Genomic DNA, 14,388 nt, shown 5'->3' on the forward strand with positions numbered 1-14,388 from the left:
TTGTTAGTGAGTTCTATGTTCCTCATCTCGGATGTTTATCTTTCTAGATTATTTATGCATTATGAATAATGCTGTAGGTAACAATGATAATTTAATCTTTATTTTAACTATTGGATTAATTCGTTAGATTTGATTACAGTACCTCTATCTTAAACAAGAAAGAATATATTGAATATGAGTGATGTATTTAGCACATTGTTGAACTTGCGCTCACTGCGAGCTGCTGCACGTGAATTGACGTTAGAAGAGCTTCAAGAGGGACTAAACAAATTACAATCTGTTGTTGTCGAAAGGGAAGAAGCTGAAGCGGAAGAACGCGCTAAAAATAAAGAGCGTGAAGAGAAGCTAAAATTTTATAGGGAGATGTTGGCTGCAGAGGGTATTGAGCCTGAAGAACTGTTGGCTTTGCTAAACTCGAAGCAAAAATCTAAGCGAGCTCCAAGACCAGCTAAGTATAAGTATACTGTGGATGGTGAAGAGCGTACCTGGACTGGCCAGGGACGTATGCCTAGCCCGCTGAAAGACGCTATCGAGCAAGAGGGAAAATCATTGGATGATTTTCTGATTTAATTCCATCCCCTTCAACGAGAGGGGGATTCTTTTCAATGTTGTGTCAGTACTATTCCCCCTTAAAGCCAAGATATTGTGCTGTCTTGAAACAAATTCGTTGTTTCTGGTGACATGTCGATAGCTATACAAAATTAAAAATACACTGCCGTTTATACTTTTTTCACAATATAAAAAGGGTTGCTTAGAGCAACCCTATGTTGAGCTAAGAAGGCTCCAAAATAATAATAGAATGCGTCTGTATTCGCTCGAATATTACACTGGCGAATGTTTTGCTGCAACCGTATTTGAAATTGTTATGTGTTGATTTTTGATTTGATGGTTGCAGCATCAAACTTGAAGATCAGACTTTGCAGGAAGAGTTGCCTGGTTATCGAGGCTATGCACGACGCGTGCGCTATCGGTTGATTCCCAACAGAAAGAATGGCGCGACGTCTTAATTGGCTGAATCATTTCTATGCCCCATTGTCATTTTCGCTCATAAAATAGCTTGCTCTTCTAGCTCCAAATTTACCCCAATAAAATTCATGTCAAAGGCATGCAACTCACTTCGTAATTGCTAATTAAAAGTGAATAATTAGCAATTAACTGTCTGAGGGTATGCTGAAAATGATTTTGAGTCACTTCGGGACAAAAGAGTGACGCTTTGTGTCTACGTCACGGGCTGCTTGTTTGTGTTGCAGCTTCGGCTATTTAAGAAGTCGAGTTGAGTTTTGATCTCCTTCTCTAACTCACCGACATAGATTAATGATGTCTCGATATTGGCGTATTTTCCGCTTCTGCTTGCACTAAACCAATTGAATGACCCCACCGCCATATACCGATCATCAGCAAAAACGCTTTTACTATGGACACCATTTATCACATTGATAACGATACCAAGCTGTTCCAAGGTCGCGCAGCAATGTTGAAACGCTTTTACTTTATTGGTATCCGGGTGGTTTGCGACCGTGGTATTGAAATGTCTGTCGGTGTGTATGGTTATATGGACACCTTTGTGCAGTGCTGTTTTTAGTAGTTCTAACTGCCCAGTTGATTGCAGTTTGTCTAGCAGTAACCAAGGCGAGACGATATCTATTTTTCGTTGTACTTCCCTCAGCAGTTTTGATAAGAACGCATCATGCTCTTCGGCATTGGTTAGCAGTTTCGGATGGCCGCATATTTGTAATAAATCGGGGCGTTGACCAACACTAAACTCAAGCTCATTTCGCTCGTCAGTGAAGAGATACTTGGCGAGTAATCCTCGTGGAGAAGATGATGGCGCAGCTTCAATGACATCCAAATCACCAAACACCAAGAATGCATCTTTGGCTCGAGAGACAGCGACGTTGAGCATTGACGGATCCATATCGATAAACCCGCCATCGTTGTGTCTGGTGTACACCTGGGAAAAAATAATGATTTTGCGTTCAGCACCTTGAAGAGAGTGAACGGTGCCAACGGTTAGTTGGTCATCCCCCTTGCCTGCTTTGATATCGAACTCACCACACGCGGTCTTGATCTGGTTCACTTGAGCTGAAAATGGAGTAATGATACCCACACACTTGGCCAGTGGCTCGCCGTAGTAATTCTCTATTTCAACCTTATTGGCATGTAGCCATGCAGCGATAGTTTTTGCTTCTAACTTATTGCGTCGGCTGCCGCTAAATGATTCCGCGATACCGTCGACGTGCAAATGACTGAAAGGAGAGTAGAGGCTATCTTCGGTCGCTTGTCCTCGCTTGGGGATCAGGATACCTTGATAGCAAAGGTCATTGCAGTATGAGATTAATTCATCGTAGCAGCGTCTATGTTCTTGCAAAAACATTCCAGGCTCAGCTTCCGGCATATAATGAAAGAGGCTTGCTTGTTGCGCTACATGCATCACACTGCCAGTCACTACACTTCGGCCTTCCTCTTGAATGACTGTGTATTCATCATCAGAGCTGATAACTTTATGCTGCTTTAAATTACCTCGGTCAATTGATGAGCACACATTTCTAATCGGCGGGATTTGGTAAATATCACCAATCACCAACGCTTTTTTGGCTAGTGAGAACGAGGCCGCGGCAACTTCTGGAGCTACTTGGCCTGCTTCATCAACGATCAAAAGGTCGATTTCATTAAGCAGATAGTCGGTTTCAAATTCATTATTCCCAACGTGAGACTGGTAAGTCATATGAGAAGGCAGAGAATGGAACGTTGATACAATGCAAGGAGTGAGCATCATTCGGCGTTGCCAGCGAGGACGAACCGTTTTCAAACCTGTTTTCCGGGCCTGCTTGTTCAGCTCTTGGCCCAAATCTCGGCAACTGAGCAGCCAGCATGCTTCCCAGTAATGGACAGCTAAGCGGAACATTCGAAAACGGGTCGTGATATCTAAAACCGAATCGATGTCGGTCAGTTGTGGAATAGTTTGCTCTGGAGAGTCTTCAGTAAAGTTATTGATAGAATCAAGCCAATTCAGTTGTGATTGCTCAAACTCTTGATACTGCTCTAACCAAGATTGATACCGATTTTTTTGATCATCAAAATCGTCTTTTTTACTAGAAAATACTTGCTTGAGTAGGCTCTCAAATCGGTCTGATGACAGATTTTCAATTTGCTCTTCATCGTGCTCAATAAGGTTAAACATGAAACTCCTGCGCTGGAGTTCAAGTTTATTCTTGATTGGCGGTAACCACTTAAACAGAGTTAACCATGTAGATTCATTGCCGAGGTAGTTTCGCCACGCAGTTAACTGTTCTTTGGCGTTATCTTTCAATGCTTGCGCATTAGAAACGGCTTGTTGTTGATCTGCCAATGTTTGTTGGGGATTGTCCCCAAGCCGAGAATGGATGTCATTCAGTTGGCGGTTGTAGTGATGCCAATTGTTTTGGATGTGATCTAACTGGTTTTGATGTTGGCGCAATTCGGCAAGGAGATACGCTTTAACTTGCGTTACATCAGCAAAATTCTGTTGTGGAAACGCCTGTTTTGCTCTATCCAAATAATGCGCTTGGGCTTGATCGAGAAAATCCAACTGCTCGACTTTTTCATAGAAATGCTTAGTTTGGTAACTTTTGGCAGCTTCCAATTCTCCATACGCCGATGGCAGGTAGCCACCATAGCTAAAAATGTCGGGTAACCATCGGCCTGATAGTTCGTCGTCGCCTTCATCGAAGTCTTTACCAAAAGCATCAATGATGTTGGTTACTGCTTGATTATTAGTCGATGCCGCAATGATTAGCGGCGGTTGACTCTCTTTTAGCGCAGATTCAATCCACAGTGACGCGACTACAGATAGAACAAACGTTGTTTTACCTGTGCCAGGAGGACCATTTACCGCAAGAATATCGCCTTCTTGCATGGCTAAGGTATGGGCCAAGGCATCGCATTGCGCTTTAGCTAGCGGGAATTGACTATTTGAGTGGCCAAAACGCGAATTCACTGTCTGAGATACATCAATACATTCATCGTGGTTGGTTACTGTTTTTGCCGCGTAACTATCAAGCAGAGGCAAGGTTGTGCTTGAATTGCTCAGGTTATCGTACAGTTTTAAAATATGCCTTGAAGCTCCCAAGCACTCGCTGATTTTGTTGACTAAGCCACGACTTTCAATGTCTTCGTAGAATTGCTCGATTCGTTTTCTATCGCAGTAATCGGCAAATAGTTTTTGGGTGAGTCCGTAGTAGTTGTACCAATTTTTTTGATGGTTCTGATACTGTTCTTTTTGTTCGAATTTGGCTGGAATACTTTCAGTAGACTGCGCTGGAATTTCATTTGTTGTCAGGAATTCATCGAGCTTATCGACGTCAGCGATAGTAAAGGTGTCATTTCCTTGAGGAGCAAGCAAATCACGAGGTATGAATGGCGTGGTGTGGGGAAATAGTCGTCCTTCACGATTGACCCATAAAGAGCAGACAATCGGTGTCAGTACACTAGGCATATTGCCGCTGTAATCTTTGCCATGAACTTTCCGAAGATAATAGGTGACCGGTCGATGATGAATTTGTACGGCGGTTAGGGTATCTGGTTCATTGCGAAACAGATCTTCTAGCAATGTAGAATCAGGTTTAAGCTTACCTTCTTTGAACTCGTCGGTTGTCGCTCGCACATAATTCTTCAGATCTTGCTTTTTTAATGCACCTTTCGCGCTATCGGCATCGGCAAGAGAATTTCGCCAATAGTGAATCCAGCCCTGATTATTCATACCCGGTCCTTGAAAATTTCGTGTTAAGCGTGTGATTTTAGTCGAATATTCTATTACCAATGGAGTGTTTTTTGTTAGAACTTTGAACAATTTCTTACTCGGCGACCTTTGAGCCATGCGGATGATGACTATTCGAGCAGTCGAAGAATTGGGGCAGGGTTATTAAAGTCTATTTTCCCAATGTCATATGAATTCAATGATTAATTCTGTGAATATTTAGCTACTGGTGACTTATGGATGGGTAAACAACTAAATCAGGAAACTTTCGCATTTATATTCATCTTAGACTTAGGTAATTGATGAAACTGCAATAAAAAACTAATGTGTTTGGAGTTATTTTTAGCTGCTGACCTAAATGATTTCTGTCGGGTAGACGACACTTGTTACCAAGTGTCGTCCCCCTAAGAACCGTACGTGCAACTTTCACTGCATACGGCTCAAGCCTCCACAAAGGCATCGTATGATACCCAGCAACTTATAAAGCAGTTAGAGCAGGATCGTGCCAAGAGTTGCGAGCTTGCCTTTTGGACTTTCTCTTTGCTAAGTAATCTCGGTATTGAGGGTCAAATGGTGTCGACGCACTTCGGATTTTCACGTGTCTCTCTATAGGCACTTTGGCTATTTGGAAGAAATTGAATTGTCAATCCATATCCATGATCTTCTGCCAACCGTGAAATTGCCATTGGCCTTTCCGATTGAGGAAGTATTTGTGGGTGACCCAACTCGTAGACTTCGTTGGATGACGCCTTTTAGCCCAATGCCATAACGCATGGAAGAGCTTATGACCTACATATCCGAATACCTGCTTTGCAACGCAGTGTCGATAGTAATTCGACCAGCCCCTAAGTTTCGGATTTATCAACTTGATTAGATCGTTAACGGGGATGGTTGCGTGCTTCTTGATGAGTTCGCGAAGGTTACTCAAAAACAGCAGCGTGTTGGATTTGCTCGGTTTAATGAGCAATTTTCCTTTATACTTTCTATGATTAAAACCTAGGAAGTCAAAACCACTGCTGATGTGGGTAATGTGCGTTTTCTCTTCGGAGAGTGTTAAGCCTCTTTCCGCTAAGAAGTCAGAGATCAACGGTTTGATATCGTTCACCAGTACTTCCTTTGAAGCGCAGGTGACGACGAAATCGTCGGCGTATCCAATAAAGTTGGCTCTCGCGCCCTTTTTGAGTGCGGTAGACTTTATGCTCTGTTCAAGCCCTGCAAGAGTCATTAGCATCAAGGTTGGGGATATAATCCCTCCTTGTGGTGTTCCCTCGTCAGTATGATAAAACAGCCCTTTGTCCATAAAGCCAGACTTTAACCATTGTTCCAACATGCGTTTATCTACGGCAATGTTATTAATAAGCCATTGATGTCCGATCTTATCGAAACAAGATTTGATGTCTCCCTCAAGAACCCATTCAGCGGATCGCTTTAGAGCCAAACACTTGAAGCACTGCGCAACTGCATCGGCGGTGCTGCGGTTTGGTCTAAATCCATAGCTATTAGGGTCTGCAAGTGTTTCTGATACTGGCTCTAGTGCAAGAAGGTGGAGTGCTTGTTGCGCCCTGTCTATCATGCACGGGATACCCAGCGGTCGAAGCTTGCCATTCTTTTTGGGGATGTAAATACGCTTGAGCGGTTTGGCCTTATACGCCTTTCTGCTCAATTGATTAACTGCTTTCATGCGGCGTGCATCTGTGTTCCAGATGACACCGTCTATTCCTGGCGTTTTACTGCCTTTGTTTTGTGATACTCGTTTAACAGCAAGAAGTTTTGCTGAGCGAGAATGAGTTAGTATCCATTGCAAGGCTTTCGCTTTGCCGTGTTTACCTTCTCTAGTTGCCTTTGCGATACGCATCTGAAGCTTTAATACATGCGACTCAACGGATTTCCAGTCGATTGACTGCCATTGAGTACTGTCAGGAGAGGCACTAATCTCTTTTGAAATCATCATTTGCGTTTCTCCTTGAATGAAGTTCTTCAAATTCTCTCGCAACGGGAGACCAGTCTGAAGTGGGCTCACTTTCGTGACCAGATATAAATCTGTATCTGCATCGTTACAATGCAGCCTTCGCTTTCTCCGACCTCCTATACCTGCATCACTATCGGCCACATAGGCTTTCCCAGAGGGAGCGATACAGGCTTACCGTGTTCCGTATGTCGCGCAATGTCAGGGTAGATGCCCGCTATGGTGCGGAGAGCTTTATTGACCACGAAAGAGTACTGGACAACCTCTTTCCTACTCTCATTGCCTTTTGGCTACAGCGTATTAACCACTTCCGCTGTTTCATCACATAACGCACCTTACACGGATTCACGTATGTTCATCATACTAACTACCTAGCACTTACCCGATTCTGTGGTTATCAGGAGGATCGTTCTCTCACGATTTCAATCCCGATTGGTATATGACCAATCTTCGTTACATTGTCAGAGCCGCTGCTTTATTCAGGCTCCTAGATTCATCTGGTGATACAGATGGTTCACTCATCAAGCGGTGAACAGCGCTTCATACGACTTCACGTCGCACGTCCAGTAGTGAGTTACTAATAGACAGGTTGTACGATTTAGTTCTGAATCGTAAATCGATATATTATCGCATAGCAAAATACCCCCACCCCATATAACTAAGATAAACAAAGGCATTATAACTTTGACGATGGTTATTATGATTGGTTGCACTTGTTGTTACATGTTTAAGGCGATATTCGACTAAAATTGACGTTACCGTCTGATGCTGTATGTCAGTTGCATGGAGAAGATGTATTCACAATGGAGTGAGATATTCTTGGCTATATAAGGTTGTGTGCTGGTGGCTGGGCGTACTTTGGGTGGGATGAATTAAAAATGCTGCCCGAGGGCAGCATTTTTTCTACTTATCTTACGCTAGGGCATCAATTACGGCTTGCTTGATTTTTGCCTGTAGCGTTTCGTCAAGTCCTGCAAGATTGATAACTGCACTCTTACTGTTTTTTTGTTTCCATTCAACTTTCTGTCTTGCAGTGTTCCCGTTCCACAGGGTTTCAGGTTCAACCTTCTTGCTTGACGATCGCTTTTTGATATTTAGCTGGTTGAAGCTGCGGTTAAGCAGGTCAAAGCGCTCATTAGATGTCAGCTCGTCTGGTGCGGTTGAGCCGATATTTCCAAGGTATCTTTCATGTAGTTGTTGGGGCTCAACGGCGCTGTCTTTTAGCGAGTTATTCAATGTGACCATACGGTTCATCAAACGCGCACTGATCTCATTGCTGCCCATAACCGACCAGAAAACAGGATCCAATGTGATCGCATTGAGGTAACGAGACATCAGTGTAGGATCTACGTTTTCGTTTTCTGCAAATTGTTTTTGGGTAAGATCTGGAGCTTCATCTTTTAATAGATTCAGTTTGGCTGCGAAATAATGTCCCCAGTCCAGGTAGCTGAATGCTTTACGTTTGTCTGACTGCAGAACGATAAATTCAGCATCTTTTGGCGCTATCTTTGTGTCACTTACATCAATCCGCAGTGGAGCATCGGCCATATCTGCACATGTCATACGGCGCGAACCGTCAACAACATACACTAACCCATCTTCCCCTTGGTAACCGATGGCATTGGTGATTTGGTTGCCGTTAGCAATGCCGTCATAAATATCAGCCAGCTTGTCACGGGTCAGTTCTTCCGGGCGACGGATGTTGAGTGGATCGACTCGAACATGCTTTTGGATCTCTTCCGTGCCTTTGTATGTGTGGAGCCTTAGTGATATCTCTTGGCCTGATGGCAGTTTGATTTTGTTCGTTACCGGTTTTGCCTGCGGTTTAATACCTGATGCACCTCGGTTGATACCACCGAAGCCGGTCACTTTTTTTGTTCTATTCATTAGTTAGCCCGTCCGGAAATTTTCTTGATATTAGCCATGATTTCTTCGTATACCGCTTTGGTTGAAACCACGGCATTGTCGTAAGCCGATGATGACGCGTATTTGTTGTCGCGGGCTTCGGTCTTCTGGATGTCAAAAATACTACGGTTGAGGTTGTCCGCAGCTAGGAACAGTTCAGAGTGCTTGATTGAATTTGAGCACAGGTGTTCAACAAATGAGCGGATAATCATGTTGGAGGTTTGCTCAACCTGAGGACTGTTAGAATCCACGTTGACACGTAAGCACTTGAACATCTTCAATTGCTCGCCACCGCTTGGCAGTTGGCGGATACGGTCTTTTATAAAGGTGATAAAGTTCTTTGTTGATAGGTAATCGAGCTTGTGCGGTGTTACCGGCAATAGCAGGAAATCTGCCGCTTCAAGAGCAGACCAACAAATTGGGCTATCCTGTGGCGGAGTATCAATAAAGATAATGTCGTAATGTTCTTTTAGGATAGGCAAAATGAAATTGCGCAGCTCCTGAAGCAGTTCTGCTTTGCCTTCATCATTAAGCTCAGCATAAATATCACTGAAAACCTCATCCTCCGGAAATGCTGAGTACACATCTAAATTAGGCAGGTGTGTGTTGAATGCCGCACCCAACACGACCTCTTGCTCTGAAAGGCCGTAGTTTTCGATATATTCGTTAAAGGACGGTGTGTATTTACGCAGTGCGATATCTGCAATAGTCAGATAGATCCCATCGTCATCTTTCGGCTGGGCTTGAAGACCTGCGGAACCCTGAGGGTCAAGGTCAAGGATACACACCCGGGCATTGAGGTTTAAATCTAGAGCAGCGGCCGTTGCCAAGGATTTCGTTGTTGTGGACTTACCCGTCCCCCCTTTATGGTTCTGAACAGAAATAACGCTGGATGTGAAGTCATCACGGTATTGGCGGTGACCAAGGTGGTCTAGGATCACCTGGACATCAAAGCGATTATAAAGAGAAGATTTACCCTGTTGGATAGGTTCGCCAATGACCTCTTCTTCTTCCAGCGCGGTGATGCGCTTGTTGAATGTTTTGGTTGATAGATTGACGATTTCACGGATTTTAGTTTTGTTTAATGAATGGTTATAGATAAGGCGATCGACACCTTCATCAAGTTCGCTGTCGGTAACATTTATACGTGACTTTTCATTGATGATGTCTTTTAAACGGACATCTTCATGCTGCATGCGTTCAGCGCAATCATCCAGTGCTAACAATACATCCATTTTATACCATCCACTCAACTAAAGAATATTTAATGCGATGATGATAATGGTGTTTCCACCTTAGAGCAATGATTTTTGTATTTTATTGTGGAATATTATTGTCTTTCATTTACTTTGACAGATAAGATGGTACTTTTTTGTCACTTTCTTATTTAGATAAGTAGCTGATTATAAAAGGTTGTACCTGCACAACATCTCTTAGGTTTATTTTTGTCTATTTTTGCGGTTCGGGCGTTCAATCAGTACATTTTATGAGTGCTTTTTTAGTTTAGGGAGATATAAGTTAAGCGCTACAGTACTATTTGCCAGGGAAACACTACTACCTTTTCCGTTTTGTGTCTGTATTGCGGACAATAAAGTGAGCTACTGGTTGTTGTTAATGCGGTGGTTGACGGTTTTTAAGTGCGCAGCCATTGCGTGTCAATTTCGTTATCATCCCATCTTTGCCCATGGTGAGCTATCTGGATGCAAATCACCCTGACCTGTTTTGGAAAAAGGGGATATTGTTATTAGCTATCTGTATCCCTCCTGAGAGTTACTGCTTGTTTCCTTTGCTGCAACTAGTTCGTAACTGTGTTTACGCAAGCAGTAATGATTTGTTCAGTCGATTTTAATTCCACTATGCTTTTGTCACGGATATTAAGAGTGGCACTTTAACCCGGTTCTATATCCTTAGTTCCGCAATATAGGCAATCCAACTTACGTACCGATAAAGAAATATCTTCAACTTTATGTCCGCAACAGTTACAAGCTTTATAGCTGGCATACCACTGTTCGATTTTATCAAGTGTGTGCTGTGCATCTTGGCTTTGTACTCTTGCTTTTCAGCAAAGCTATGCTATGAGGAACTGCTATCTGTTTAGTTAGCTAGCTTGTGATTCTTTTCATTCTGACTCATTTCAGCGTTTCTACTATCTCCGTTTATCGACAACGAGAGAGTGACTGAGTCTGTGTTGAAAATCAGTACGAGTATTAGCGTTTACTCGTGGCATTTAGCTACAAGCAACTCGCTCTAGCTAGATTGGTGCTATTCTTCTGGCATGATAGCTGATGTTGTTTACGTCTGAGGTTTTTCTCTGCACACTCAACAAACCTTGGATTTGCTTCTTTTTTAACGTCAGATTAAATAGCAAATTGTGATAATTTTAAATCGATACCTCCCTCCCCCTCAACCTCTCTAGCTGCCGACTCAGTGTTTGCTTGTTAGGACTCATTGAAAGGAAGTGAATTTTTTTACTGTTTTTTTCCAATAGGTAGGGAGCTGACAAGCGGTAATTGTTAGGAGCTGAAGCGGTTTTGGGGACGTGTTAATAAGGTGTGCTTCTTAATGATTTTCATGTTTGTAGAGCGAAAAGGAAGGAATCAATACTTGCTGAAATCATAGAATAAAAAAAACGCCATACAAAAGATGTATGGCGGTTCAATATCAGTAAGGTGATATAGCGATAAGGCTAGTATCAATTGAGTCAGTTTGATTTTATGAACATGTCTTGTCACAGACAAGTCAATATTGACAGTCTGGTTAATAACGGGGCAAGTTCATGTTGCTGTTTATTTGAGCGCCTTCGCAATTATATGGTGTTTTATATTGGCTCTTGTTCATATATAAGTGATGTCTTTTTGCCTGAGGAGGCTGTTGCGGTATCGTTGAGGAGTTTGCTCGAAGATATGGCAGTATCAGTCGCTAGTTACCATATTTTATCTGTGTGCGTATGAATCAGTGTTTAATAATCGCGGTATCAGTTTCAGTTGAGAGTAATTCTGCTATTGATAATGTATTATTCATTATCAAAAGCACCATTTTTCTTATTTTTTTAAGTTGCTGATTTTAAAGGATTGTACCTGCACAACGTGCAAGAGATTTTAGTGCTGGTTAGTTGAGTCTTGCAATCAACTTTATTTGTCGCAGCTGAGCTAATATCTGTATTTACTTTTGAACTGATAACATATAAGCAATCGGATTTTCTATAGTGGAGAACTCAGCAGTTGTTCCACAGGTAAATGATGCTGGCAGAGTTCTATCGGCTTTCATGTAAGTTAGGTCCCCTCCCCTTTAATTTGTATTTTGGATAATTGTTATCAGTAAATGAGCTTGAATTGGAATATTAATAGGCTCAATCGTTGAGGAAATTGTTGTCGGAAAACCCCAAGATACAGTTGCATAGTCGGGATATGATGAGCATCAATCTCAAAGTGCATTTGAAGAATGAATCAAGAGATGGATGTGTTCACTGTAAGATACTGGCGAATTACAGTCTTAAAAGCTTGGCTACTGGGAAGTACGGCCCTTACCTATTTCCGGCTTGGTAAAATATAAATCGCATCAGTCAGTATGTGTAAAAAATCAATCGGATATTTCTGAGCGGTCGCGGTAAAGTTGAGGCTATGCTCTGGGATAAATAAGAGTATGATGGCAAGTAACCTCAGCTACAGATTGTTATGTAAATGAACCACACCCAGCTATTACTAGATGTTAGCACTAACGCCCTACTACACCTCGAATTTAAAAAACTAGACAAACCACTAAGCTTAATTGAAAGAAATAACCTTCTGGTTAAGTATTTCAAGCGTATTGCAAAAGCAAATCGCTATCGTACTATTCGAAAATCGGCCAAACAATGGATATCACTTGGTCGCCAGTCAGATACCAACCTGGAGTCAATCCTTGATACTGAAGTTGAGCGCTTGCTGCAGACCTGTTCAACTGACTTGTACCTTTTTGTAGGACTTGTTGCTGACCTAGAGCTGAAGTTGAACACAAAAGTTCAATATTCGAAAGCTTGTGATATCGATTTAAATGCGCGGTATGGCAAGGTACTGGTCTGTGTGGTTGATGAGGATTTAACGTCTAGCTTTGATAGTGAAGGGCTGATGATTAAATCAACCCAGATTCTCTTTATTGGTAATGCTGAGCTTAAAGATGTGTTTTCTGCTGTGATAGATCAAACGCGATATTTTCAATCTGTTGTTGCCTATGAAGATGAAACACATTTAAGGATTGAGTTGTTTCGGATGTAAATGGTTTTCTTATTAGTAATCTCACTGTTCAGAGTCTCTTCCTTTAATTTGTTTTTTCACTCGCACTACCAGGTTAGCCTCTTAGGTTTGTATGGTTGTGGATTTATGTGTCGCGCAAATCTAGTGTATTGAGGCTGTTGAAAATAACTGGGTTTGTTGAGTTATTTATGACTGTTAGTTCTGCCGAAGAAGTGTTGCGAGATGAATGAATTACGCGGTGTGATCCAATGAGGGGAAAATATTGATTCATAAACTACTCAGTACTGAAGAGCATTTTCATCGACTTACAACTATTGCTTTTGATGAGCTTCGTACTATTTATCAACCAACAAAATTAGCCCATGAACAAAAATCTCAATCACATGAAAAGTGGGAGCCTTTTGGTTATTTTATTGGTAATAATTTGGTCGGATGTATTGAGGTAAGTATAAACAATGATGTTATGAACCTAAGAACATTGGCTGTGGCTAAAGGTTATAGACGACAAGGTATCGCAAGAAAGCTGATTGATGGTGTACTCCCAAAGTATTCTGGAGTTAAATCGATATCAGTTTGGTGTGTTGAACAAACTGGTAATGTTACAGTATTTAAACACTTAGGCTTTGAAGTAACTCAAAGCTTTTACTCAAAGCTATTTGAGCTGCAAGATGGTTCAAAAGCTGTCGAGGTTCAGCTTATGCGTGATGTAATGGTATAAAGAGACTTAAGGCTCTGCATTACAATTGATGGCTTTGGTGTTAGGTTTGCTGTGGTGATAATAGCGTATCTTCTCGTAATTGTGAGACTTTCTAGAGATAACTAATCAGGGAGAGAAAGTTAAGGAATATAAAGCATATCTGTTTGATATGGATGGGACGCTGGTAAATTCGGAACCGCTCAAAGGTTTAGCTTTGTCGTTAGCATGTGGCCATTATGGTTCGGATGTAGACTTTAATGTTTACAAAGGTGTCATGGGAGAAAGTTGGTCTGTTGTAACCGGTCATTTTTTCAAGGATGCTGAAATCAATCCAGACTTACCTGAGTTTAATCAGTTTTTCAGAGGCCATTATGAAAAGTTATTGTCGGAAAAACTTGAGTTAAACCGAGGCGCTCTGGATTATCTTTTGCACTTGAAAAGATCAGGCAGAAAGTGTGCTGTAGTGAGTTCGGCGGCAACTTGGATGGTCAACAGTATATTGGCTGCTTTGGGGTTAACGGAACTGTTTGATGTCGTCATTACTCAAGAGCATGTAACTAGGCATAAACCGGACCCAGAAGCGTATACACTCTCTTTAAATCAGTTGGGCTTGAAAGCCTCTGAAGTTCTAGTGTTTGAAGATTCAAACGCAGGGGTTGAGGCTGGTGTTGCAGCTGGTTGTGATGTTGTCGCATTTATCCACGAGTTCAATCGAAATAACGATCTCAGCAAGGCGATAAAGTTCATAGTTGATTACGATGAAATGTTTGTATAAACCTTGGCTATGAGGCTCGTTGTTAGATGGTGTACATAACTCCATATGGACGGCGTTGGAGATTTGATAAGTAAGATT

At 42.0% G+C, this 14,388-nt stretch carries 7 protein-coding genes and 1 pseudogene; 4 read left to right on the plus strand and 4 right to left on the minus strand.

Annotated features, from left to right (window positions below; translation table 11 throughout):
* Positions 1 to 174: 174 nt before the first annotated feature.
* A complete protein-coding gene (locus tag AACQ93_RS24915; RefSeq protein ID WP_007468006.1) occupies positions 175 to 570 on the plus strand; it encodes an H-NS family histone-like protein in 396 nt (131 codons plus the stop codon).
* Positions 571 to 1,219: 649 nt separating this feature from the next.
* Here the strand turns inward: AACQ93_RS24915 and AACQ93_RS24920 are convergent.
* The 4 genes and pseudogenes from AACQ93_RS24920 to AACQ93_RS24935 all read right to left on the minus strand — a co-directional run bounded on the left by AACQ93_RS24920 (position 1,220) and on the right by AACQ93_RS24935 (position 9,841).
* The gene (locus tag AACQ93_RS24920) at positions 1,220 to 4,738 is read right to left on the minus strand and encodes an AAA domain-containing protein (protein WP_064609778.1); all 3,519 of its coding nucleotides are present in this window, start codon (positions 4,736 to 4,738) and stop codon (positions 1,220 to 1,222) included.
* A gap of 475 nt (positions 4,739 to 5,213) precedes the next feature.
* A pseudogene (gene ltrA, locus AACQ93_RS24925) lies at positions 5,214 to 6,686 on the minus strand (group II intron reverse transcriptase/maturase).
* A 927-nt stretch (positions 6,687 to 7,613) separates the two neighbouring features.
* Entirely contained in the window at positions 7,614 to 8,588 is a 975-nt protein-coding gene (locus tag AACQ93_RS24930; protein ID WP_064609780.1) for a hypothetical protein, read from the minus strand.
* The gene (locus AACQ93_RS24935; protein ID WP_007468018.1) at positions 8,588 to 9,841 is read right to left on the minus strand and encodes a ParA family protein; all 1,254 of its coding nucleotides are present in this window, start codon (positions 9,839 to 9,841) and stop codon (positions 8,588 to 8,590) included. Before AACQ93_RS24935 ends, AACQ93_RS24930 begins: the two co-directional genes overlap by 1 nt.
* Positions 9,842 to 12,286: 2,445 nt before the next feature.
* Between AACQ93_RS24935 and AACQ93_RS24940 the strand changes: the two genes are divergently transcribed.
* From AACQ93_RS24940 to AACQ93_RS24950, 3 genes are all read left to right on the plus strand, one after another.
* Positions 12,287 to 12,859, plus strand: a complete 573-nt coding sequence (locus AACQ93_RS24940) for a DUF2913 family protein (RefSeq protein ID WP_064609782.1) — start codon at positions 12,287 to 12,289, stop codon at positions 12,857 to 12,859.
* Between the two features lie 241 nt (positions 12,860 to 13,100).
* Complete coding sequence (locus AACQ93_RS24945; protein ID WP_007468024.1) at positions 13,101 to 13,556, plus strand: GNAT family N-acetyltransferase; 456 nt, start codon at positions 13,101 to 13,103, stop codon at positions 13,554 to 13,556.
* 97 nt (positions 13,557 to 13,653) lie between these two features.
* Positions 13,654 to 14,310, plus strand: a complete 657-nt coding sequence (locus tag AACQ93_RS24950) for an HAD-IA family hydrolase (RefSeq protein ID WP_064609784.1) — start codon at positions 13,654 to 13,656, stop codon at positions 14,308 to 14,310.
* Positions 14,311 to 14,388 lie beyond the last annotated feature (78 nt).

Origin of the sequence: Photobacterium sp. J15 (assembly GCF_963870815.1) — a bacterium.
Lineage (GTDB): Bacteria > Pseudomonadota > Gammaproteobacteria > Enterobacterales > Vibrionaceae > Photobacterium > Photobacterium marinum.

Bases quoted from the DNA above. Each gene is read 5' to 3' on its own strand.
- AACQ93_RS24915 (WP_007468006.1), top strand. From the start codon at position 175: ATGAGTGATGTATTTAGCACATTGTTGAACTTGCGCTCACTGCGAGCT.
- AACQ93_RS24920 (WP_064609778.1), bottom strand. From the start codon at position 4,738: ATGAATAATCAGGGCTGGATTCACTATTGGCGAAATTCTCTTGCCGAT.
- AACQ93_RS24930 (WP_064609780.1), bottom strand. From the start codon at position 8,588: ATGAATAGAACAAAAAAAGTGACCGGCTTCGGTGGTATCAACCGAGGT.
- AACQ93_RS24935 (WP_007468018.1), bottom strand. From the start codon at position 9,841: ATGGATGTATTGTTAGCACTGGATGATTGCGCTGAACGCATGCAGCAT.
- AACQ93_RS24940 (WP_064609782.1), top strand. From the start codon at position 12,287: ATGAACCACACCCAGCTATTACTAGATGTTAGCACTAACGCCCTACTA.